Source organism: Sphingobacterium lactis, from assembly GCF_051951495.1.
GTDB classification, from domain to species: Bacteria; Bacteroidota; Bacteroidia; order Sphingobacteriales; family Sphingobacteriaceae; genus Sphingobacterium; species Sphingobacterium lactis_A.
Window position 1 is genome coordinate 256,148 of record NZ_JBNHAS010000002.1, and the last position, 22,487, is coordinate 278,634.

The 22,487-nt window shown below is 39.7% G+C and carries 16 protein-coding genes; 9 read left to right on the top strand and 7 right to left on the bottom strand.

Annotated elements, in window-relative coordinates; translation table 11 throughout:
- Positions 1–22 precede the first annotated feature (22 nt).
- From nirK to ACP6L2_RS08850, 7 genes are all read right to left on the bottom strand, one after another.
- Positions 23–1,462, bottom strand: a complete 1,440-nt coding sequence (gene nirK / locus ACP6L2_RS08820; RefSeq protein ID WP_440508865.1) for a copper-containing nitrite reductase — start codon at positions 1,460–1,462, stop codon at positions 23–25.
- A gap of 178 nt (positions 1,463–1,640) precedes the next feature.
- The gene (locus ACP6L2_RS08825; protein ID WP_440508866.1) at positions 1,641–3,893 is read right to left on the bottom strand and encodes a nitric-oxide reductase large subunit; all 2,253 of its coding nucleotides are present in this window, start codon (positions 3,891–3,893) and stop codon (positions 1,641–1,643) included.
- Positions 3,894–4,417: 524 nt separating this feature from the next.
- A complete protein-coding gene (gene brnQ, locus ACP6L2_RS08830; protein ID WP_440508867.1) occupies positions 4,418–5,719 on the bottom strand; it encodes a branched-chain amino acid transport system II carrier protein in 1,302 nt (433 codons plus the stop codon).
- A gap of 15 nt (positions 5,720–5,734) precedes the next feature.
- Entirely contained in the window at positions 5,735–6,574 is an 840-nt protein-coding gene (folP, locus tag ACP6L2_RS08835) for a dihydropteroate synthase (protein ID WP_440508868.1), read from the bottom strand.
- A 73-nt stretch (positions 6,575–6,647) separates the two neighbouring features.
- Entirely contained in the window at positions 6,648–7,127 is a 480-nt protein-coding gene (locus tag ACP6L2_RS08840) for a DUF4920 domain-containing protein (protein WP_440508869.1), read from the bottom strand.
- A gap of 1 nt (position 7,128) precedes the next feature.
- The gene (locus ACP6L2_RS08845; RefSeq protein WP_440508870.1) at positions 7,129–7,713 is read right to left on the bottom strand and encodes an L-threonylcarbamoyladenylate synthase; all 585 of its coding nucleotides are present in this window, start codon (positions 7,711–7,713) and stop codon (positions 7,129–7,131) included.
- Positions 7,714–7,733: 20 nt separating this feature from the next.
- Positions 7,734–8,561, bottom strand: a complete 828-nt coding sequence (locus tag ACP6L2_RS08850; protein ID WP_425565264.1) for a 2,3,4,5-tetrahydropyridine-2,6-dicarboxylate N-succinyltransferase — start codon at positions 8,559–8,561, stop codon at positions 7,734–7,736.
- 103 nt (positions 8,562–8,664) lie between these two features.
- Here ACP6L2_RS08850 and ACP6L2_RS08855 point away from each other — a divergent pair, with 103 nt between their 5' ends.
- From ACP6L2_RS08855 to ACP6L2_RS08895, 9 genes are all read left to right on the top strand, one after another.
- A complete protein-coding gene (locus ACP6L2_RS08855) occupies positions 8,665–9,078 on the top strand; it encodes an RNA-binding S4 domain-containing protein (RefSeq protein ID WP_344673193.1) in 414 nt (137 codons plus the stop codon).
- A 15-nt stretch (positions 9,079–9,093) separates the two neighbouring features.
- Positions 9,094–10,728 (top strand): DUF6377 domain-containing protein, encoded by a 1,635-nt coding sequence (locus ACP6L2_RS08860; RefSeq protein WP_440508871.1) that lies wholly within the window; start codon positions 9,094–9,096, stop codon positions 10,726–10,728.
- Between the two features lie 195 nt (positions 10,729–10,923).
- Positions 10,924–13,893, top strand: a complete 2,970-nt coding sequence (locus tag ACP6L2_RS08865; protein ID WP_440508872.1) for a SusC/RagA family TonB-linked outer membrane protein — start codon at positions 10,924–10,926, stop codon at positions 13,891–13,893.
- Between the two features lie 18 nt (positions 13,894–13,911).
- Complete coding sequence (locus tag ACP6L2_RS08870; RefSeq protein WP_440508873.1) at positions 13,912–15,432, top strand: RagB/SusD family nutrient uptake outer membrane protein; 1,521 nt, start codon at positions 13,912–13,914, stop codon at positions 15,430–15,432.
- A gap of 11 nt (positions 15,433–15,443) precedes the next feature.
- The gene (locus tag ACP6L2_RS08875; protein ID WP_440508874.1) at positions 15,444–16,937 is read left to right on the top strand and encodes a glycoside hydrolase family 30 protein; all 1,494 of its coding nucleotides are present in this window, start codon (positions 15,444–15,446) and stop codon (positions 16,935–16,937) included.
- Positions 16,934–18,268: a DUF5121 domain-containing protein gene (locus tag ACP6L2_RS08880; RefSeq protein ID WP_440508875.1), complete on the top strand. Its 1,335-nt coding sequence runs from the start codon at positions 16,934–16,936 to the stop codon at positions 18,266–18,268. Before ACP6L2_RS08875 ends, ACP6L2_RS08880 begins: the two co-directional genes overlap by 4 nt.
- 99 nt (positions 18,269–18,367) lie before the next feature.
- Positions 18,368–19,402: an isoaspartyl peptidase/L-asparaginase family protein gene (locus ACP6L2_RS08885; protein WP_440508876.1), complete on the top strand. Its 1,035-nt coding sequence runs from the start codon at positions 18,368–18,370 to the stop codon at positions 19,400–19,402.
- Positions 19,403–20,523: 1,121 nt separating this feature from the next.
- Positions 20,524–21,117, top strand: coding sequence for an RNA polymerase sigma factor (locus ACP6L2_RS08890; protein WP_440508877.1), 594 nt, complete (start codon positions 20,524–20,526; stop codon positions 21,115–21,117).
- A gap of 87 nt (positions 21,118–21,204) precedes the next feature.
- Positions 21,205–22,323, top strand: coding sequence for a FecR family protein (locus ACP6L2_RS08895; RefSeq protein WP_440508878.1), 1,119 nt, complete (start codon positions 21,205–21,207; stop codon positions 22,321–22,323).
- Positions 22,324–22,487: the final 164 nt, after the last annotated feature.

Below are 22,487 nucleotides of genomic sequence, written 5' to 3' on the forward strand. Positions count from 1 at the left end.
TACCCCAGAATTATTTATTTAATTAACCACCTCTTTTTTTCTTGACATCTGCAGGAGCAATAATTGTTTTATTGTTACCCCAACTGTTATAAACGTAATTCAATACATCGGCAACCTCTTGATCGGATAAAGATTGACTAGGCATCACCGAATTGTATTTTTCACCATTTACCATAATATCACCTTTCAAACCATGTATAACAGCTTCAATAGCCTTGTCTTTACTCTTGTTCAAGTAATCTGAATTGGCTAATGGAGGGAATACCGCCTTGATACCTTTACCATCGCTTTGGTGACAAGCTAAACAAGTACGACTGAATATTGCCTTACCATCAGCAATGGATTGTTCCGGTGTTTTAGCAACAATGACCTCTTCTTTCTTCTTTCCAGGCATTTTCTGGATGGTACCACCCTCAGGTAGATAAATTCCCTCCATAATTTTACCGGAATAGATCTTATGGTTTTCTGGTCCACTTACTTTAATCATTCCTAAGGCACCTTTATTAAAGGCTCGAAAGATGGAGTGATCGACCATAACCAAGGTTCCTGGTACATCCACTTTAAATTCTACAATAGCTGCACCACCCGCAGGAATTAAGGTTGTTTGTATGTTGTTGTTGATTAAGTCGCCCCCTTCTACATGAACTTTGTCGAAGATTTCTCCGATAACGTGGAATGAAGAAACTAAGTTTGGTCCACCATTACCTACGAACAACCTAATTTTCTGTCCTACCTTAGCTTGTAAAGCATTGTCATTCACCAAGGCATTCACATTACCATTAAATACCACATAATCTGCTTCTTCTTTAATAGCTTTATTCATATCAAAAGCTTGCAGACCTTTATCTCCGTAAGCTCCTTCTGTATAGAAATCACCTTGCATCACATAGTATTCCTTATCGACAGGTTCTAATCCACCTTCAGGTTCTACTAGGATCAAACCATACATTCCATTGGCAATGTGCATACCAACAGGTGCAGTAGCACAGTGGTAAACATACAAGCCTGGATTTAGACACTTAAAGGAAAAGGAAACCTCATGTCCTGGTGCTACTAGAGATGATTCAGCACCTCCACCTGGTCCTGTCACGGCGTGTAAGTCAATATTGTGGGGTAATTTATTATCTGGGTGATTCTTCAATAAGAACTCCACCTCATCCCCAACACGTGTCCGAATAAACTGTCCCGGTACAGAACCTCCAAATGTCCAATACGTATATTTCACACCATCCACCATTTCACCTTCCAATTCAAGGATCTCCAAACTTACTTTAAGCTTAGTCGCCTCACGCTTTCCAACTGGTTTTGGAACAAAAGGAGGTGATGTTAATTCAGCTAAAGTTTCCCCTTTGACTTCAATTTTTGAAGTATCTGGACCTTTGTTTCCTGGAGAGCCTTTGCAAGACCATAACCCTAAGGCTAGGAGAGCAAACAGACTCCATATTTTCATGTGTTCTTTCATATTACTTGCTTTTAATGAGCAAAAATTGTTATCCTATCTTTTGGAGTAAATTTCCGCCAATTCGGTAAAATCTACCATGATATATACCTCTAGAAAAAAGTAATTTTACTTACATTTTTATGACAAATCAGCGATTTGAGTTAAAATCCATTAACAGAATGAGCTCAAAATGTGTTATTTACTGTTTGGGTTCTTTTGGTGTTTTGTTCTTCAATGTCAAATCAAACACAAACCAGGCACAGGCAAATATTCCGATGGCAAATACTACATCCCCAGGAGTTCTCATCCATTTGAGGAATACCATTCCTGGTTCTTGCATTAATTCAGCAGATCGAGCATACCACATGCCTTTGGAGATACTTTCAATAGCTTGCCATATCCCAACAGGAAGTAAACTCAATAAAGCCATTCCCAAAAGTCCTATATTTAAGCTCCAAAATCCTATTCGTAATAACTTGTCATTCCATTTGACATTTCTATATAAGCTGCGAAGTACAAAGAGCATCAGTCCTATTCCTAGCATACCATATACGCCAAACAAGGCGGTATGTCCATGAAGAGGAGTGGTGTTCAAGCCTTGCACGTAATACAAAGCAATTGGAGGGTTAATGATAAAGCCAAATACTCCGGCTCCTAAGAAATTCCAAAAAGCTACTGATATTAAAAAGTAAATTGGCCATTTGTAATCCTCGAGCCATTTAGTGGCTTTGGAGACTTTGTAATTATGGTAGGCCTCAAAGCCAATGATGGTTAATGGAACGACCTCTAAAGCACTGAAAGTAGCGCCTAATGCCATGACAGCTGTTGGAGTCCCAGAAAAATACAAGTGGTGGAAAGTACCTAATATACCTCCAGCTAAGAAAATGATGGTGGAGAACAAGACACTAGCTGTTGCGCTCTTCGGTTTTAATAGACCTAGACGGACAAATAGGAAAGCCATAACCACTGTGGCAAAGACTTCAAAAAATCCTTCTACCCATAAGTGTACTACCCACCAACGCCAGTATTCAGCAATAGCAAGATTGGTTTGTCTTCCCCACATTAATCCTGCGCCATAGAATAAGGCAATTGCTGAACAGGATATCAAAAACATGATGATTAGATTTCTTTCTTCGCCACCTTTTTTTAAGATTGGTAGGAGTGGTCTTACCATAAGAGCAAGCCACACAAATAATCCAACAAATAAGAATAACTGCCAAAAGCGTCCTAAATCAACATATTCATAACCTTGGTGACCAAACCAGAAGTTTTCAACCAAATTCAGCTTCTGCATCACACCAAACCATTGGCCAACCATAGAACCTGCCACAATGATCAATAATGCAATGAAAAGGAAATTAACCCCGAATACCTGGAACTTAGGGTCTTTCCCAGAAACTGCAGGGGCAATGTATAAACCTGTTGCTAACCATGCAGTAGCAATCCAGAAAATTGCCAATTGTGTATGCCAAGTTCGAGTAACTGCATAAGGCAAGAACTGATCGATTGGGATGCCATAAAGACCATCACCCTCTACACCATAATGTGCTGTGACAATACCCAAGCCCACTTGGACGATCATCAATAGGCTGACGATCCAAAAGTATTTCTTCACCAATCGCATCGAAGGGGTGATCCCTTGTCTTAATAAAGGATCCTCAGAAGGATAAGTCAGTTCATCATCTTCGCCTTGTTTTACTTGCCATAATACCAATGCACCAACGCAAAAGATCAATAGGATAATACTTACACCTGACCAAGCCAATAAATCCATGGTCACATCATTTCCTACCAGCTTCTCATTCGGCCAATTGTGGGTATAGGAAACATTGGCACCCGGGCGTTCTGTAACCGTAGCCCATGTTGCCCAGAAAAAGAAGGCATTCATCTTACGCATTCTTGCCTCATCTTTAATAGAATTCACCGGAATAGCATAATCCTTCCGTAATTGATCAAATGTTGGATCATCTGTGAATAATCCTTTGTAATAATTGGATAAAGCTTTTAAGGCATCTACACGATCTGCATCAATCGTTAGTTTTTTTGTAATGGGATTGTAGGTGTTCTTACGGATATAGTTTTTTAAACGGGTAACCAATAAGGCTTGTTTCTCGTCGTTTACTTCTTCATAATTTGCGGCATATTCTTTTTGTGCATAGCGATCAAGGATATGTAATGCTTCCCGATGTAACCAATCAGCAGTCCAATCGGGAGCTACATAAGCCCCATGTCCCCAAATGGACCCTACTTCCTGGCCACCGATACTTTGCCAAATGTTTTGTCCATCTTTAATGTCTTCAGCTGTAAAAATAACTTCACCAGCTTCATCAACAACTTGTTCAGGAATAGGAGGAGAGACTTGATAAATCTCATAACCGTAATAGAGTAATACGGTAAAGGAAAGGAGGACGACTAGGATAAAGGTCCACCAGAGTTTCTTTTCTTTTTTCATAGCTTTTCGTTCAAATAGTGAGGAGGATATATATTATATTTTCTATTTAAGACAAAAATGTCTTTTATACGCTAACTACACAATTTGATCCGTCACATTTAAAAGTGATGCCTGCAATAATTTTGATTGGAAAGAGATTTTACGTTAATTTTTTGACCCTACTATCAATTGTTTTAAAAGAAAGGATGATTTTATTTATCTCATAAAACAATTTTTAATTAAACTTTTGGGTGGGTTAGTAGGATAGGAGCCAGTCAGCTTAAACCTTAAATAGGATAAATAACCATCTTGAAGATATCAATAGACAGAATTTGCCGAGGTAAATAATTAAAGAAGAAAAGGGAAGGTTTAGAGAAGAAGGCAAGGAGATAGTAGTCAAATTTTGCTATAAAATTCAATAAGCCTTCTTCCGAAGCAAATAATGCCAGTAATTATTAGAATTAATGGTATGCTGGCTTATTTTTGAGGTAAAGGTTAAGCTTATTATTTCGAATAACCTTAAGGAGAATAAGCCAGCAGATGAATTATACTGTTTCAGTATTTTTATTTCCTAGGCCACTGATTAATATCCCGATAATAAATAATACAATAGAAGGGACTACCCATCCCAGATCATATTGGAAGAAAGGAATATGATTCAATTTGTCTATAATGTTCGCTGAAAGCAGATTGAATTGCTTAAACAAACCTACAATGGCCATTAAGGTAGATCCCGCCAAAGCCAACCAATATGGAAGCCTACTTTTCACCAACTTACCAAATAAGACATAATAGATCACCAAGGTAATGACGATGGGATAAACAAAGCTCAATATTGGATAGGCAAAGCTGATGATGTTATCTACACCGGTTATGGAAAGTACACAGGAAAAAACACAACAAAGTGTTACAAGTACTTTATAGCCCAATTTATTATTGGTCAAATCCGAGAAGAAAGTCCCAATAGCCGAAGTTAAAGCAATGGCCGTTGTTAAACATGCCAGCGCAATACTGATAGCAATGGCAATGGTACCATAATGTCCAAGAATGGATCTGGAGATGAAGATCAATAATTCCGATCTTTTCATGCTCGGATCCTCAACACCTGATCGAGCACCCAAATAGATTAATCCACCATAGATAATAAATAAACAGACTGCTGCCAGCACACCTGCTGCAATTACTACCTTGTTTTTAGATTTAATGTCTTTATAGCCTTTAGCTTTTGAGGCCGTAATAATAATCCCGGCAAAAATAACCGAGGCTAAAACATCCAAGGTTTGATAGCCATCAATAAAACCTAAGGTAAAAGATTCTCCGGCGTTTAGATCAGTATGTGTATAATCAGCTATTGGGTTTAATACCCCAACTACGATTAGCCCGATTAAAAGAACTAAGAGTAGTGGTGTAAGGAAGTTACCGATGATATCTACAACTTTGGAAGGTGCTATGGTCAATGCCCATGTAACAGCAAAAAAGATAATGGAAGTCCAGATTGGCTTTGCATCAGGGAAGGAGGGAAGAATTCCAACCTCAAATGTTGTTGCCGCAGTTCGCGGAATGGCAATCATTGGACCAATACACAACATAATAATGCTTCCCAATATAGGGGCAAGGTTTTTATGAACACGATCGCCAAGATCGTTGAAGTCTTCACCAGAATTGACAATGGAAAGTATCCCAAAGAAGGGTAATAAGATTCCTGTTAATCCGAATGCTAAGATGGTCAGTGGAACGTGGTCGCCAATTTGAATACCAATATATGGCGGCAATAATAAGTTTCCTGCTCCGAAGAACATGGCAAATAGGGCAAAACCAATGGTGATAATGTCTCTAGTTCTTTTCAAAATAAGGGCTTGTTTTTAGTAAAATATGTCAATAAGTTGTTTGGCTTCTTTTACATCATGCACACGTAGGATTTGTACCCCGCGTTCTAATAGTAAGGTGTTTAAGGCAATAGTCCCCGGAAGTACATCCTGAGGTTTCAAATTTAATTTCTTGTAAAGCATGGACTTTCTGGATATCCCCCCTAAAATAGGCAGTCCAAAATAATGCAATTCATCCACACGCATTAATAGCTCGTAATTCTGTGCAACTGTCTTTGCAAATCCATAACCAGGATCCAGAATAATATCTTTTACGCCTAAGGAACGTAGTTGTGCTACAGCATTTCCTAAATGTACTGCAACATCATTGACTACATCTTCATAATCCGTTAGCTTCGTCATGGTAGACGGAGTTCCGCGCATATGCATCAAAATATAAGGAACCTGCAAATCGGCTACAGTCTGAAACATATTGGGATCTAATGTCCCTCCAGAAATATCATTGATGATATGAGCACCTGCTTGAATACTTTCACGAGCAACTTTCGCACGGAAGGTATCAATGGATAATATAGCATCTGGATACTCCTTTTTCAGCGCCTCAATAACTGGAAGCATTCGATCCAGTTCCTCTTGCTCGGAGATTTCTTTGGCACCTGGCCTACTGGAATAAGCACCTAAATCTAAAATATCAGCACCTTCATTCAGGAGTTTCTGAGCATGCTCCAACGCTGCTGAAACACCTTCATGCTGTCCGCCATCGAAGAAAGAGTCAGGTGTCAAATTAAGGATCCCCATTACCTTTGGTTTAAGGAAATCCATCAATTCACCATTGACTTGAATGCTCTGGCAGGCTGCTGAATGAAATAAAGACATAAAGTTCTAGGGCTTAATAAAAATAAAAGGCTGTAAATTTTCATTTACAGCCTCCAAAATAAGGTTTTTAAGATTACTTTACAACTAAAACCCCATCAGCAACTACAGAAATGTCTTTGCGTGGTTTGGTAATTTTAGCGATTTCCTCTTTGCTTTTACCCATATCTTCGGCATAATGCTTTTGCCATTCTACGGTAGTTTCTTTTACTTTAGCTTTTCCTTCTACTACGACAGTTTTACCAACTAAGTCTTGAGGAACGAAATAACCATAATCGGTAAAACGAACCATAATTGGCTCTTCTTGACCTTCACGTTTGATCGTTAGGAAACATCCCTTCTTGGTACATACCTGAACAACTTGTCCTTCGATTTTACCATTGAAGTTTTCCTGTTTAGCTAAGGATTTCTCCAATTGCTGAACAGATACTGCTCCTTTTTTATCAATCTTCTTACCGTAGTTCACACCAACCTTTGCTGGAGTGATAGCTTGTTGTGCATGGCTGACGCTGATTACAGCAAATACAGCCACGAAAATGGCGATTAGTTTTTTCATATTATTTTCTAATAAACTCAAATTTACCACTGGGGTCTAACTTCATAATGGTCGATGCTTTACCTTCGGTAAGATCATCTTGACCAAATTTAACAACATAATCCACAGATTCTATCAAAATAGGGTCAATTTCAGCAAAGTTTCTAGCTGATGGTTGTCCTGAAAAGTTAGCCGATGTTGAAACGATAGGCTTGCGAAAGCGTTGAATCAATTGCTCACAAAAAGGGTGATTGACAACTCGTATTCCTACGGAGCCATCTTCAGCAACTACATTCGCTGCCAGATTCTTTGCATTTGAATAGATAATGGTTAGCGGTTTTTCACTAACATCAATTAATTCATAAGCCACATCAGGAATCTCTTGCACATAGCTCTGCAATTGGTTGTCATTGCCCAGCAAGACGATCATGCTCTTTCCTTTATCCCGACCTTTCAGATTAAAAATCTTCTCCACGGCATCCGGATTGGTTGCATCACAGCCTAATCCCCAAATAGTATCTGTGGGATATAGGATAATGCCACCAGCTTTAAGTGTCTCTAAAGCTTGGTTAAAGTCTTCCCGATCTATGGCTACGCGTTGTTGCATCAATCTTTATGTTCTATTTATTAAACTGCTACGTTATGCTCGCGTAGGGCATCGTTTAAAGAAGTCTTTTTATCTGTAGACTCTTTACGTTGACCGATAATCAAAGCACATGGTACTTGGTATTCACCAGCAGGGAATTTCTTGCTGTAAGATCCTGGAATAACAACTGAACGAGCAGGTACATATCCTTTGTATTCAATAGGCTCAGGTCCCGATACATCGATAATTTTAGTAGATGCGGTCAATACGACATTTGCTCCTAATACAGCTTCTTCTTCTACACGGATACCTTCTACAACAATTGCTCTAGAACCCACGAATACGTTATCTTCAATAATAACTGGAGATGCCTGAACAGGTTCCAATACACCACCGATACCAACACCACCACTTAGGTGAACATTCTTACCGATTTGCGCACATGAACCTACAGTAGCCCAAGTGTCAACCATCGTACCTTCATCTACATAAGCGCCGATATTAACATAAGAAGGCATCATAATAACCCCTTTTGCTAAGTATGCTCCGTAACGTGCAGATGCACCAGGAACTACGCGAACACCAATTTCTTTATAGTTGGTCTTTAATTTCATTTTATCGTGGTAAACGAATGGATCGTTTTTGATCTCTTTCATACCACGGATAGGGAAATAAAGAATTACGGCTTTCTTAATCCAGTCATTCACATGCCAACGCTCGCCAACTGGCTCTGCTACACGTAGATCTCCTTCATCCAACATCTGGATAACAAAGGAAATGGCTTCAAAATATTCTTTATATTCTAGTAATTGTCTGTTTTCCCAAGCTTCTTCTACGAGTTTTTTTAAGTTGTTGATTTCTGTCATCATGTTTATTGAACTTATATTTTATAGGACACAAATATGGAGATTTTTGATGACAACTGCGGTCATGCAGAGGCTAAAATTGAGAATAATGCTTATTTTTGGTCTTATGGCAGAAGTGAAAGAGAAATTACGGATAGACAAATACTTATGGGCAATTCGCATTTTCAAGACCCGCAGTTTAGCTACAGAGGCTTGTAAGGCCGGAAAGGTGAAATTGAACGGGCAAAATGTGAAACCTTCCGCTATTGTGAAAGTAGGGGATGAATATTCCGTACAGAAAGGAATTGAGCGTAAATTGATTTATGTAACTGGATTATTGGAGCGTCGTTCCGATGCTAAAACCGCAGTACAGTTTTACGAAGATAGAACGCCAGTAGAAGAAACCTATGGTTTCAAATCTGTATTCCACGCACCAATATTGAAGCGTGATCGGGGTACAGGTAGACCAACTAAAAAAGACCGTCGTGAAATTGATGACCTCAAGAGCGACTGGTGGGATGCAGAGAAAGAGGAAGATTAAACCATAACCTTTATTATGTTTTTGCGAACAGTTTTTCTAGGAATGCTATTGGCCTTGTGTCAGTTTGCCTTGGCGAACCAAGTTGATAATCGCCTTGCTGTGGATTCCGTGGAAAAAGAATTGCAAAATACCCTAGCTCGCAAACTTGAATTTGAACGCATTAAACTTCGTGAAATCTTTCAAACGAAACAGCGACTCCATAATAATGTAGAACCTGAGAACCGATATAAACTGTATACCAAGCTCTATGAGGAATTCAGGACCTACCAAATGGACTCGGCGATTTACTATGTCAATCTCAACCTGAAGATTGCCAATGACCTGCAGGATAAATTCAAACATAACCAATCTGCCATTCAGCTTGCTGGCTTGTATTCCTCAGCTGGTCGATTCATCGAATCCAATGATATCCTCAAAGGAATTCCCCGTAATGGTCTTGAAACAGAGCTTTTAGCCGATTATTACCGCACCTATTCAGACTTCTATTCGCACTATGGTCAGAGTACCAACTACATCGAATACTTTACAAGAAGCGAGATATATCGGGATTCCTTACTCGCTGTTATTCCGAAGAACTCGGTTGATTACCGTCTTATATTGGCGACAAGAAATGTATTCAGTAATAACCAGGATAAGGCTGAAGCAGAACTTCTACAATTGCTCGAAGAATACAAAGAGCCCCAGCACGAACGTGCTGTAATAGCCTACTTATTGGGGATAGTCCACAAAAGCAGGTCTGATCGAGAGAAGCAAATCTATTATTTTGCCATGTCGGCCATTACTGATATCAAAAACTCCGTAAAAGACAACGCTTCCTTACAGAGTTTAGCCTTAGTCTATTTTGAGAAAAACGATATTGATAAGGCTTATATCTATATTCAGGAGGCCTTAGATGATGCCTTGTTCTGTAATGTGCGATATAGAACCATTGAGAATTCCTCATTTTACCCCATTATCAATTCTGCCTTCCAAGAGAAAGAACAAGCCCGTAAGAAACAATTAACCGGTTTCTTATATACGATTAGTATTATGTCCTTTCTTCTACTTCTGGTGTTGATTATTGTTTATTTGCAAATGAAGCACATCAAGAAAGCAAGAAAGCATGTCAGTGATGTCAATCAGGAATTACAATTGCTGAATGCAGAGCTGCTTAAAGTGAATAAAGATCTTCAGGAAACTAACCTGATCAAGGAAGAGTATATGGCTCAATTCTTTGAACTCTGCTCTTCTTACATCGATAAGTTGGATCATAATCGGAAAAGTATGCTCAAGAAATTGTCGAACAAACAATACGATGAGCTGAATAAGGAATTAAAATCTCAAGACTACATCAAGACAGAGCTGGATGATCTTTACCATAATTTCGATGTGATCTTTCTCAGTCTCTATCCGACCTTTATCCATGAGTTCAATAAACTACTAAAACCGGAAGAACAGATAACCTTAAAGCCGGATGAACTCCTCAATTCAGAGCTCCGGATCTTTGCCCTTATTCGCTTGGGAATTTCCGATTCCACTAAAATTGCACGCTTCCTACGCTACTCCCTAAGGACAGTTTACAACTACCGTGTCAAAGTGAAAAATAAGGTTGTTGGATCCAAAGAAGACTTTGATGAACGCATCAAAGAGATTGGAAAACCTAGTATTTAAGCCTAAAATACTTTACTTTTTTTTAAAATTATTAATGCTATAGCGTTGATATGTAGTGTTTTTAGCTTTACCTGGTTTACTTTTTTGTTTTCTTACCTTATGATTTCGTAATATAGGCTAATTCCATGCTTAACTTTGTTAGAGTGAGAACAGGATCTACCTGAATCATTTTAAATTATAACCCTATAAGTCCTTATGAAACTTTTTACCAGAGTAACCTATGGTCTTTTGCTTATTCTTTTTACCTTAAGTTTTGGCGACACCTATGCCCAGACAAACCTAACGGTCAACGGAAGAGTAATTGATGCATCCACAAGCGCGCCGATAGCTGGGGCTTCGGTTCACTTAGTAGGTGGTTCTTCAGCCACCTCAACCAATGTTGATGGACAATTCACCTTGGCGAATGTTCCCTCAAATTCTAAACTTCGTATTACTTTCGTAGGCTACAACAGCCAGGAAGTGATTGCCAAATCAGAGGAAATGACCATTTCCATGCAAGCATCGAGTACGGCTTTAGAAGGAATCGTGGTCATCGGATATGGCGCTGTTAAGCGAAAGGATGTGACCACGGCTATATCTTCCGTATCGCTCGATGATATGGAGGAGAGACCTATTGTCAATGCCAACCAAGCAATTCAAGGTAAAGCAGCAGGGGTATCTGTCACGCAGCCAAACGGTAAACCAGGCGGTGAGACATCTATCCGTATCCGCGGTACAACCTCCTTTAATGGAAGCAATGCCCCATTATATGTGGTCGATGATGTGCCAGTGGATAACATCAACTTCCTAGCACCATCCGATATTGCTGACATTCAAATCATGAAAGATGCCTCCTCAGCCGCTATCTACGGTTCCAGAGCAGCTAATGGGGTTGTGTTAATTACCACCAAACGTGGAAAAACAAATAATCCAAAAATAAACTTCAATGCCTTGGCTACCCATAACCGAGTGACTTCTGTATTGGATCCATTGAATACCGCACAGTACAAGGATTTAATGGATGAAATCGGAATCATCAGCTTACCGGATAACCTGACCGATCAAACCAATTGGTTTGATGAAACCTTTCAGAATGGTGTTACCCAGGATTATCAAGTTGCTATTTCCGATGGTACAGAACGCTTGAAATACTACCTTTCAGGTGGATATGTCAACGATAAAGGAATTATCAATACTGCTTTCTATAAGCGTTATAACTTCCGTGCAAATATTGAAAATAAAGTACGCGATTGGTTAACGGTGAACGCCAATGTATCCTATGCTGACTATAACGGCAATGATATTATCTCGGGTACGGGTTCAAACCGTGGTGGTGTCGTGCTAGCAACAATCAATACGCCAACCTATGCGCCTATTTGGGATGCTTTCAATGCAGGTCAATATTACAATGACTTCTACGGTTTAAACCTGACTAGCCCCATTGAGAACATGGCTAGAACAGCCAAAAACAAAAACCGTGAAAACAGAATCTTAGCAGCAGGAAGTGGAACAATTCATATTCTTCCAGAATTGAATTTTAAAACTTCCATTGCCTTCGATCGTCGAAATACCCTTTCTACTACATTCTTGGATCCATTATCCACATCTTGGGGCAGGAACCAATACGGTGAAGCTTCGGATACCAGAGCGATGAATACCGTAATGACCTTTGATAATGTGTTGACCTACAATAAAGATTTTGGTAAACACAATGTCTTGGTAATGGGAGGTACTTCTTGGAGTGATTCCAAATACATGAACAGTTGGATTAATGGTTCTCATTTCCGGTCTGATCAAATAGAGACATTAAATGCTGCTAATAAAATCTCCTGGACAGGCACTGGCACAGGTGCTTCTGAATGGGCCGTATTATCCTATTTCAGCCGTCTTGCTTATAACTACGATAGCAAATACTTGATCACGGTCAATATGCGTGCAGATGGTTCATCCAGATTGCATCCAAATCACCGTTGGGCAGGCTTCCCTTCTTTCTCCGCCGCTTGGCGTCCTTCGGCAGAAGATTTCATGAAAGATGTCACCTGGGTTAATGACCTGAAAATTCGTGGAGGATGGGGTAAAACAGCAAATCAGTCCGGAATTCATGACTATAGTTATCTACAACGATACAACATTACCCGCGTTCCTTGGTTTGAGGAAGGAAAAGAGAATTCCGTTGTAACCATATCACCAGCGAACTTAAGAACCAAGGACTTAACTTGGGAAACCACCACGCAAACAGGGGTAGGTCTAGATTTTACCGGATTTGACAATCGTGTTACGGTGAACCTGGATTATTACTACAAGCTAACTACCGGTCTTTTGACAACCGTAAATATTCCTGGTGCCGGTCAGCTGAACTCCATTACACGTAATGAAGGCGAAATGTCCAATCGAGGATTTGAAGTGAACATCAATACCGATAACCTACGTGGACCTTTGACTTGGAAATCTACTTTCAATATTTCCTTCAATAAGAATAAACTAGAGAAATTAGCTACACAAGCATTCTACCCGGATGCGAAAACTGTGGACTATGTGAATGATTACGCAGTGCGCAATTCTCCAGGAAACCCGATGGGAACTTTCTACGGCTATATTGCAGAAGGTGTAAATCCAGAGACAGGTGATATGAACTATAGAGATATCAACGGTGATGGACGTATTTCCTCTTCTGACCGTACCATTATCGGAGATCCGAATCCGAAGTTTACTTATGGATTTAACAATAGCCTTAGCTACAAAGGATTTAACCTAAATATTTTCATTCAAGGATCTCAAGGCAATGATATTTTCAATGCTTCCCGTATGGACACAGAAGGGATGTATGACGGTAAAAACCAATCAACCCGAGTATTACAAAGATGGCGCGTACCTGGTCAAGTTACCGAAGTGCCTAAAGCAGGATATAACATGTTGAACTCCACGTATTTTATTGAAGATGGAAGCTACCTACGTTTGAAAAACATCTCCTTGTCCTACAACATCAAAGGAGCAGTCTTAAGTAGAATTGGGGTGAATAAATTACAACCATTTGTATCGGCAAGTAACTTGTTGACTCTTACGAAGTACACAGGTATTGATCCGGAGGTTAACCAGTGGGGTGGCTATGGTGGTGTACAGGGTGTAGATTGGGGAACCTATCCGCAAAGTAAAGCCTTGGTTTTAGGAGTAAGTGTCGAGTTTTAGGATTTAATAATGAAAGCCATGAAAAGAAATTTTATAAATAGTCTGTTCCTTATGCTGCTGTTGGGCATCATAACGAGCTGTTCATTGGATAAAGATCCTCTTTCGGACTTTTCTGATGTTACCGAGGGGATTGATGAGGAAGGAAAAGGAGAAGTGTTTAAAGACCGTGCGGCAGTAGAAAGTGCCATGACGGGCATATATAACCAAATGCGTGATCGTCAAGAACACTGGTATTTGGATAAATTATTGGTTGCAGAATCCCACTCGGATAATGCTTATGCCGGAACAACCGGTGCTGAGGTTGTACCTTATGAATCAAATGCGATTGAAGGCTCCAACTCGGTGATGGAGCGTGATTGGAACCGCTTTATGGAAGATATCGCTCGTGTTAATATCCTCATCAATTTTATTGATTCTGTAAAGGACAATTCATTAACCGCGGCGGTCCGTAAGCAGTATAAGGCTGAGGCGAAGATTTTCCGTGCAATGGTCATGTTTGATATGGTACGAACTTGGGGAGATATCCCGGTTGTAACCGTTGTTGCGGATGATATTACCGCAGATAATCTGGAAGATGTTTATGATGATTACTTTCCAGATCAAAAACCAGAGAAAGAAGCCTATCAACAAATTGAAAAAGATTTGTTAGATGCGATTGCTGATGCGCCAGCTAATAATCCGGCGAATAAAACAAAGTTCAGTAAATCAGTGGCAAAAGCACTTCTTGCTAAGGTATATGCTGAAAAACCTTTACGTGACTACGCAAAAGTGATTCAATATGCTGATGAATTGGCAACAGAAGGTTTTGATTTGGAGGCAGACTACCGCGACCTTTTCGGAGTATTGGAAGGTACTGCCGATGCCAAGAAACGTAATTCAAAAGAAAGTATCCTCGAAACACAATTCTTTAGTGGTAATGGCAACTGGGTAACTTGGATGTTCGGTCGTGATCTTTCCAATTATAACAATGCTTTTGATTGGGCAAAATGGGTAACCCCGTCTCGTGATTTAATCAAGGCATTTACTACGGAAGCAGATAATATTCGATACACCGAATCCATAGTGTATTACCAAGCAAAATGGAGTAATTATTACCCTTCCAACAATTATCCATTCATGTACAAGACCCGTTCGGCGTTTAGTAATATTATCAAATTCCGTTATGCTGATATTCTGTTGTTAAAAGCAGAAGCTTTGATCATGCGTGATGCACCGAATTTACCGGCTGCTGCCGAAATTATTGATAAGGTACGCACGAGGGTAAAACTACCTGTTCTCACTGCTGCTGCAAAGGCTAGCAAAGAGTCGATGCTGGAAGCTTTATTAAAAGAGCGCCGTTTAGAATTGGCCTTTGAAGGACAGCGTTGGTTTGATTTAGTTCGTCTGAACAAAGTAGAATCGGTTATGAATGCCGTTTATGCTAAGGATTCAGGACGTAAAGCCCAAGTGTATCAATTCAATGAAAATTCCTATCGCCTGCCTATTCCGCAAGCTATTATTGACCAAAATCCTAAAATCAAACAAAACCTAGGATACTAAACTTTTGACGTATGAACTTTAAGAAATATATTTTAGCAGTAAGCATATTCTCCAGCGTATTCACCGCTTGTGGCAATGACAATGTAGGCAATGGAGGTGAACCTGTTGTTCCTGTAGGACCAACCTCAGGCGATGTAATGATCTACACAACTACGGGATCCTTAAGTCATGATTTCAAAAAGTCTTTTGTGAATTTCAATAAGACCAGCAATATGTCCTCGCAGACCATAAAGCTATTGGAGAACACCAAATACCAAACCATGGATGGCTTTGGTTCTGCTATTACAGGTTCTACCGCCTATAACCTGTTAAAAATGACCAGTGCCGATCGGGCTAAGTTTTTAAAAGAAACCTTTTCTCCAACTGAGGGAATGGGACAAAGCTATATCCGTATCGCAATTGGTTGTTCTGACTTCTCCCTGTCTGAATATTCCCTTGCGGATAAACCCGGAATTGAAAATTTCGCCCTTCAAGAAGAAGAGTTGAAATATGTAATCCCTGTTTTGAAGGAGATTATTGCTATTAATCCGACCATCAAGATTATGGGTTCCCCATGGACACCACCCATGTGGATGAAGGTTAATAACTTGACCGACCTACAACCATTTAATTCTTGGACTGCAGGTCATTTAAACCCGAAATACTACCAGGATTATGCAACTTATTTTGTGAAATGGATTCAGGCAATGGCTGCAGAAGGTATTAATATCTATTCCATTACACCGCAGAACGAACCCTTGAACGATAAGAACTCGGCATCCATGTTGATGTTTTGGCCCGAGCAACAGGCTTTTGTAAAGAACGCTTTAGGTCCAAAAATCAAAGCTGCTGGTTTAAGCACTAAAATCTATGCATTTGACCATAATTACAATTATGACGATATGCCGGATCAGCAAGATTACCCGATCAAGATTTATGAGGATCCTGCAGCAGCAGCTTTCTTTGCCGGTGCTGCTTACCATAACTACGGTGGGGATAAAGCAGAGTTATTGGATATTCACCAAAAGGCACCACAGAAGGATATTGTCTTTACCGAGACCTCTATCGGTACTTGGAATGATGGTAATGTGTTGGGAAAACGCCTGACAGAAGATATGCGAGAAGTGGCTTTAGGTACAGTGAATAATTACAGCAAGGCAGTCATTGTTTGGAACTTGATGTTAGACTCGGAGAAAGGGCCTAACCGTGAGGGTGGTTGCCAAACTTGTTATGGTGCAGTAGATATCAGCAAATCCGATTATAAAACCATCCGTAAAAATTCTCACTACTACATCATCGGGCATCTTTCATCGGTTGTTAAACCTGGTGCCGTACGCATAGGTACAGAGGGCTTTAAAGGTAATGGACTGACTTATGCCGCCTTTAAAAACACCGATAACTCCTACGCTTTTGTAATTACAAATGATTCTGGATCGGCTACACGCATTGTCTTGGAGGATGGAAAAAATAACTTCGGTTATGAAATCCCTGCAAATTCCGTAGTCTCTTATACTTGGAAAAAATGAAAAAACTAATCAATTATACCGCCTTATTATGTCTTTTTACACTGTTGTATTCGTGTAAGGAGGATGAGTTTATTGTGGCTATCGGAGGAGGATCCCCAACTATTGAGGTGAAAACCGCTCCTACAGCATCCTTTATGGGAGATAGCTTGCAATTTACGGTCAATGTTAAGGATCAAGGGGTAGCCTTGTCGACATTGAAAGCGCAATTACTTTTCTCAGGTGAAGTGGTTGCCGAAAAAATAATCCGTACCAAGTATTATGCGGATTACTCAGGAAAACTATTTGTTCCCTTATTGAAGAACATTCCTAATGGTACAGCTGCACTGAAGTTTACCTTAGAGAACGTTGAGCTCGTGAAGAAGGAATTGGAACAGGAAGTAGCGATTACCAGACCTGATTTTCCATTTATCAACTTGGTAACTGCAACGAAAACCTATAAAATGAATCGTGTTGCCTTGAATAAATATGAGTTGACCGAAAACCTTCCTTTCAAGGTAAGTGGCTATCTGGAAGCACCAAAATTTGGCGCGAATGGTAATGTCATCAACTTTGGTTGGGAGAGTGAGGCAGTGACTCAGGGAATTACACAAAACATTCCTTTTTCCAACTCGGTTTCTGGTGTATATACTATTTCCTTCAATACCTTGACTTATGAAGCTGCTCCATTTATTATTGGCTATGCTTTTAATGGTGAAGGAATGAAGCAGATCAACGATAATTTATACAGTGTAGATCTGCAGATCGAAAAAGATAAGGAAATTGTTATTGATGGAATTGAGGATGTGGCTACTTGGACGGTTGATGGTGATTTTGTCCGTAAGGATGGATCTAAATTCTCCTTCAATGCTTTGACTGGTAAATATCGTTTCTATGCCAATTTCGAAAAGAAATACATTTATGCAGAAGCAATGAGCGGCAATAACCTGGCGACCTTAAATGCTGATGGAACTGGAGCAATCTGGATTATCGGAGAAGGTATCGGTAAACCGGATGTAGCGAGTAGCCAAGTTGGCTGGTCCCCTGAAAATGCGATTTGTGTGGCGCCAATTGGTGGCAAGAAATACCGTGTTACTGTAGTTGCCGGTAAATCCATTAAAGCTGATAACATCAATTTCAAATTCTTCCACCAGAAAAACTGGGGTGGGGAAATAAAAGATGATTTGACGACGACAAGCGATATTGTTTTTGTAGGTAATGGTAAAAATGGCCGTGACCCTGGTAACCTAGGTCTGGTTGCTGGTAAAACCTTAGAACAAGGTGCTACTTATGAGTTTATTGTTGATTTATCCGCCGGAAATACCAAAGGTGTATTAACAGTAACCAAGAAGTAATAAATCACTAACTATTCATATAGCATAGACCGGTTCTGCAAAGGACCGGTCTATTTTTTTAAGGCAATATTGAGTATGTTTGTATAAAGCCTCTATTTTATGAAAAGCATCAGTTTAATTTTATTGATTTTTACGATGATGAGCAGTATAAAATCCAGTCACGCCCAAACTGCAAATGGTTCAAGCTATGTATTAGCCATTCACGGTGGAGCAGGAACCATTCTCAAGAAAAACATGTCGGAAGCGATGGAAAAGGCCTATGTTGAAGCCTTAACCGAGGCATTGCAAAAAGGCTATGATCAGATTAAAGCCGGCAAAACAAGTTTGGATGCGGTAGTTGCTGCCATTGAGGTGATGGAAAACTCCCCACTTTTCAATGCTGGAAAGGGTGCTGTATTTACCAATCAAGGGAAAAATGAATTGGATGCCTCGATCATGGATGGGAAGAACCGCAAAGCGGGTGCTGTTGCCGGAGTAACTAATGTCAAGAACCCCATAAAAGCCGCTAGAGCTGTGATGGAAAAGACAGAGCACGTCATGTTGATCAGCAAAGGCGCTGAGGAATTTGCTCAAAAACAAGGCTTGGAAATCGTAGATCCCAAATACTTCTGGACACAATCTCGATGGGATGGTCTGCAAAAAGCACTTGAACGCGATAAGGAACGCATGGAATTAGACCATGATGCACAACAAAGCCAACTGCCTCCAGTATTTAAGGATGAGAAATTTGGAACCGTAGGTTGTGTTGCACTTGATAAGCAAGGTAATTTAGCAGCAGGCACTTCAACTGGCGGCATGACCAACAAGAAATTTGGACGTGTAGGTGATTCGCCTATTATTGGTGCTGGAACTTATGCTGACAATGAAACTGTGGCGATCTCTTGTACCGGCTGGGGCGAATATTATATCCGTACCGCAGCGGCATTTAATGTTTCCGCGAAAATGAAATACGGTCAACTACCACTCAAACAAGCTAGCCAAGAGGCCATCGACGAAATAGGAAAAATGGGAGGCGACGGTGGTATGATTGCCATAGATAAAAATGGCCAAGTTGCCATGCCATTCAATACTGAAGGCATGTACCGTGGTACAGTTACTGCTGATGGAAAAATCGAAGTGCTCATCTATAAATAACCATTCTCTTAAATATTCTTTTGGATTCAACGAGCAAGTGAATTCGGTTATGTTGTGGTCGTATTGAACTCGTATTTGGTTCGTGTTGGAGTCGGTACGCTTAGGGAATTGTTAAGGATCTGATAGGGATCTCCTTCGGATCTCGTTCGGTCGGAACCGAACGAGATCCGAAGAAGATCCGAACAAGTTCCGAAGGAGATCCGAAGGGTTCTCGAATCCAACCCCTAGCAAACCCTAATGAAACCCCTAGCAAACCCTTAGGAGAGACGATGAGACTACAGACAAAAGACATAGCCCAATGGGCAGTATTAAGTATATAGTACGGAGTATTTAGACCTATTGGCGGGATAGATATCACGTCACTTACAACTCAGAACGAAGCGAAGAGCCTGAGCCCAATGGGCAGTATATAGTAGAAAGTATTTAGTAAATAGACCTATGTTGGACACCAAATTCGTTATTTACAACTCAGAGCAACGCGAAGAGTCTCAATTCATCCCCCTTTCGCTCGTCATCTTCCACCGAAAGTGGAAGATCTTTAAACTATGAAGTTTTTTAGTTTGTTAATGGGCGGGCGATGCATGCAACGCCCCTACAGATGTTCGTAATTTTTTATTTTTTACCACCATAACAGTAGGGTCGAAGCATGCTTCGACCGTTAATAATTTCCAGCAAACAATCCCTTACGCATAGGTGCTACTAATCACCTAAGAACAAACTATCTAGATAGCACGTAAGGTAGGGGCGGTACTGAGTGAGTTCGAGGGAAGGGGATTTATCCCCGACGAGAACGAACGGAATGTCCGCCCGTTTTTTTAAATCAAATAGTTTCATAAAGATTAATTTGATTCTATTTTATGCGGGCGATGCATGCATCGCCCCTACAGACGTTCGTAATTTTTTTATTTTTTACTACCATAACAGTAGGGTCGAAGCATGCTTCGACCGCTCACTCCACATTCCACACCTCTAACCCACACCTCATACTCCAGACCAAGAATTCCTCGCTTGATACTCTTTTTGTTAACCTATAAACAGAGCTTGTCAAATTAATTAACAATTGTATATTTTACTATAATTAATTATACTTGCTTTAACATAAGCCAAATTATAGTCTAATAATGTCCATCATACCTTTCAGCAATGAGTCCGAGATTTTAGAGAGATTGAGTGAAGGAGATCACTTGGCTTTTGCTGGGATATACGATAAATATTGGAAGAAGCTCTTAATGCATGCTTGGAACCATACGAAGGATATTGAACTGTCTGAAGATATAGTTCATGAGGTTTTTATGAAACTATGGGATAATAGAAGTAGTCAGCAAATTGTTAATATTCCAGGTTTTCTGATGACATCCATTAAATTTTCGATATTCAATTATTACCGAAAGGGGAAAAACAGAGAAGAATTAATAGCCAAAAATTTAGAGGTCGACAATGTATTAGATGGAGAGGCTATAATCGATAAAATATTCCTTGAAGAATACATTCAGGAAGTTCTAAGTACCATGCCCGACAAATGTCAGCTGACCTTTAAGTTGAGTCGTTTTGAAGGTATGAAAAACAAGGAAATTGCAGATATTCTTCATATTTCCGAGAAAGGTGTCGAGGCTAATTTAACTCGAGCCATTAAATTTATAAAAAAGCGCATGACAGAAGATGGCCTTCTTCTGTTGATATCTATCGAATTTATCAACAAATACCTACATAAATAGCGTAATCAGACTTTCCAAAAAATAATTGTTTTTTATGATGTAGGGTTTTTTCTTTTTCATGACTCCGTATAATAAAGACCTAAGGAAATGAATAGCCAACGCTTAAATAAGTTAATTAACGCTTTTCAATCAGGAAACATAACAGCTTCAGAAAGAGAGGAGCTGATGTCTTGGTATTATTCTATTGCCGAGCAGGATAACGAATATCCAGAAGAGGAGAATACGGTTAAAGCTAGAATGCTTTATAGATTGATGGAAGACTCTGGCTATATCAATGATGATAAGCAATCAATATGGCAAACTGCATGGTCCTATAGTATTGCTGCTGTTATATTAATTTTTATTGCCTTTGGGATTAGAACGTATTATAAAAGTGAAAGGGCTGAAGTCACCAATAGAATTGTAACCACAGAAGGCTATGATTATAAAGCGGGGACTAATAGTGCTCAATTAATTTTGGAAAATGGTGAACGTGTAGACTTAAGTTCTGCTCATGCCGGAATACAAATGGGAGACCATATAAAATATCTTGATGGAAGTCAGGTTTCTACTGATCAGGTTGATAATCCGCATGCTATTCTGACCTTGCAAACACCAAATGCCGGACAATATCAAGTGTCTTTGGAAGATGGTACTAAGGTGTGGTTAAATGCAGGGACAACATTAAAGTATCCAAAGCAATTTGAAGCGAAAACAAGAACCGTTGAATTAGAAGGAGAAGCCTATTTTGAGGTGGAACATGATGAAAAACCCTTCATCGTAAAAACAAGCAAACAGCAGATTTATGTTTTGGGGACGAAGTTTAATGTTTCGAATTATAGTGAGCAACAAGTAAATAAAACAACACTTCTTTCTGGGAGTGTAAAAATTGTCACTGATCAAGGGGTCAGTCATCTTAAACCACAGCAAGAACTTGCTTTATCAACAACAGGATTAGAGGTTAACCAAGTAAATGCAGAAGACGCCATTGCCTGGAAAAATGGATTGTTTTTATTTGATAATGAGACTTTAGAATCCGCTATGCTCAAAATAGCGAAATGGTACAACATCAAGTATACATTTAAGGATGCTGAGATGAGAAAGGAGAAAATTTTCGGGCTGATTAACAGGAGTGAAAATATTTCGGTTGTTATCGAAAAAATTGAATCCACTGGTGTTGCGAAATTCACTATTGGGAAGGATGGCGTTGAAATAAGTAAGAAATAAACCAATTATTATAAGCCAATTATGAAAAATAAAAGCCCCTAATTTTCAAGGTACTCTATAAATCAAAAAGGGCTCCGTCTGGCAAGTAGAAGCCCTTATTGATACTGTATTATGAAGAACACAGATTTAATTAATGAGAACGTTTTAGGTCAAACAACCTAAAG

Coding starts and splice junctions, on each gene's coding strand:
- nirK (WP_440508865.1), bottom strand. CDS start 1,462: ATGAAAGAACACATGAAAATATGGAGTCTGTTTGCTCTCCTAGCCTTA.
- ACP6L2_RS08865 (WP_440508872.1), top strand. CDS start 10,924: ATGAAACTTTTTACCAGAGTAACCTATGGTCTTTTGCTTATTCTTTTT.
- ACP6L2_RS08825 (WP_440508866.1), bottom strand. CDS start 3,893: ATGAAAAAAGAAAAGAAACTCTGGTGGACCTTTATCCTAGTCGTCCTC.
- ACP6L2_RS08880 (WP_440508875.1), top strand. CDS start 16,934: ATGAAAAAACTAATCAATTATACCGCCTTATTATGTCTTTTTACACTG.
- ACP6L2_RS08840 (WP_440508869.1), bottom strand. CDS start 7,127: ATGAAAAAACTAATCGCCATTTTCGTGGCTGTATTTGCTGTAATCAGC.
- ACP6L2_RS08875 (WP_440508874.1), top strand. CDS start 15,444: ATGAACTTTAAGAAATATATTTTAGCAGTAAGCATATTCTCCAGCGTA.
- ACP6L2_RS08845 (WP_440508870.1), bottom strand. CDS start 7,713: ATGCAACAACGCGTAGCCATAGATCGGGAAGACTTTAACCAAGCTTTA.
- ACP6L2_RS08870 (WP_440508873.1), top strand. CDS start 13,912: ATGAAAAGAAATTTTATAAATAGTCTGTTCCTTATGCTGCTGTTGGGC.
- ACP6L2_RS08855 (WP_344673193.1), top strand. CDS start 8,665: ATGGCAGAAGTGAAAGAGAAATTACGGATAGACAAATACTTATGGGCA.
- ACP6L2_RS08850 (WP_425565264.1), bottom strand. CDS start 8,561: ATGATGACAGAAATCAACAACTTAAAAAAACTCGTAGAAGAAGCTTGG.
- ACP6L2_RS08890 (WP_440508877.1), top strand. CDS start 20,524: ATGTCCATCATACCTTTCAGCAATGAGTCCGAGATTTTAGAGAGATTG.
- ACP6L2_RS08860 (WP_440508871.1), top strand. CDS start 9,094: ATGTTTTTGCGAACAGTTTTTCTAGGAATGCTATTGGCCTTGTGTCAG.
- ACP6L2_RS08885 (WP_440508876.1), top strand. CDS start 18,368: ATGAAAAGCATCAGTTTAATTTTATTGATTTTTACGATGATGAGCAGT.
- folP (WP_440508868.1), bottom strand. CDS start 6,574: ATGTCTTTATTTCATTCAGCAGCCTGCCAGAGCATTCAAGTCAATGGT.
- ACP6L2_RS08895 (WP_440508878.1), top strand. CDS start 21,205: ATGAATAGCCAACGCTTAAATAAGTTAATTAACGCTTTTCAATCAGGA.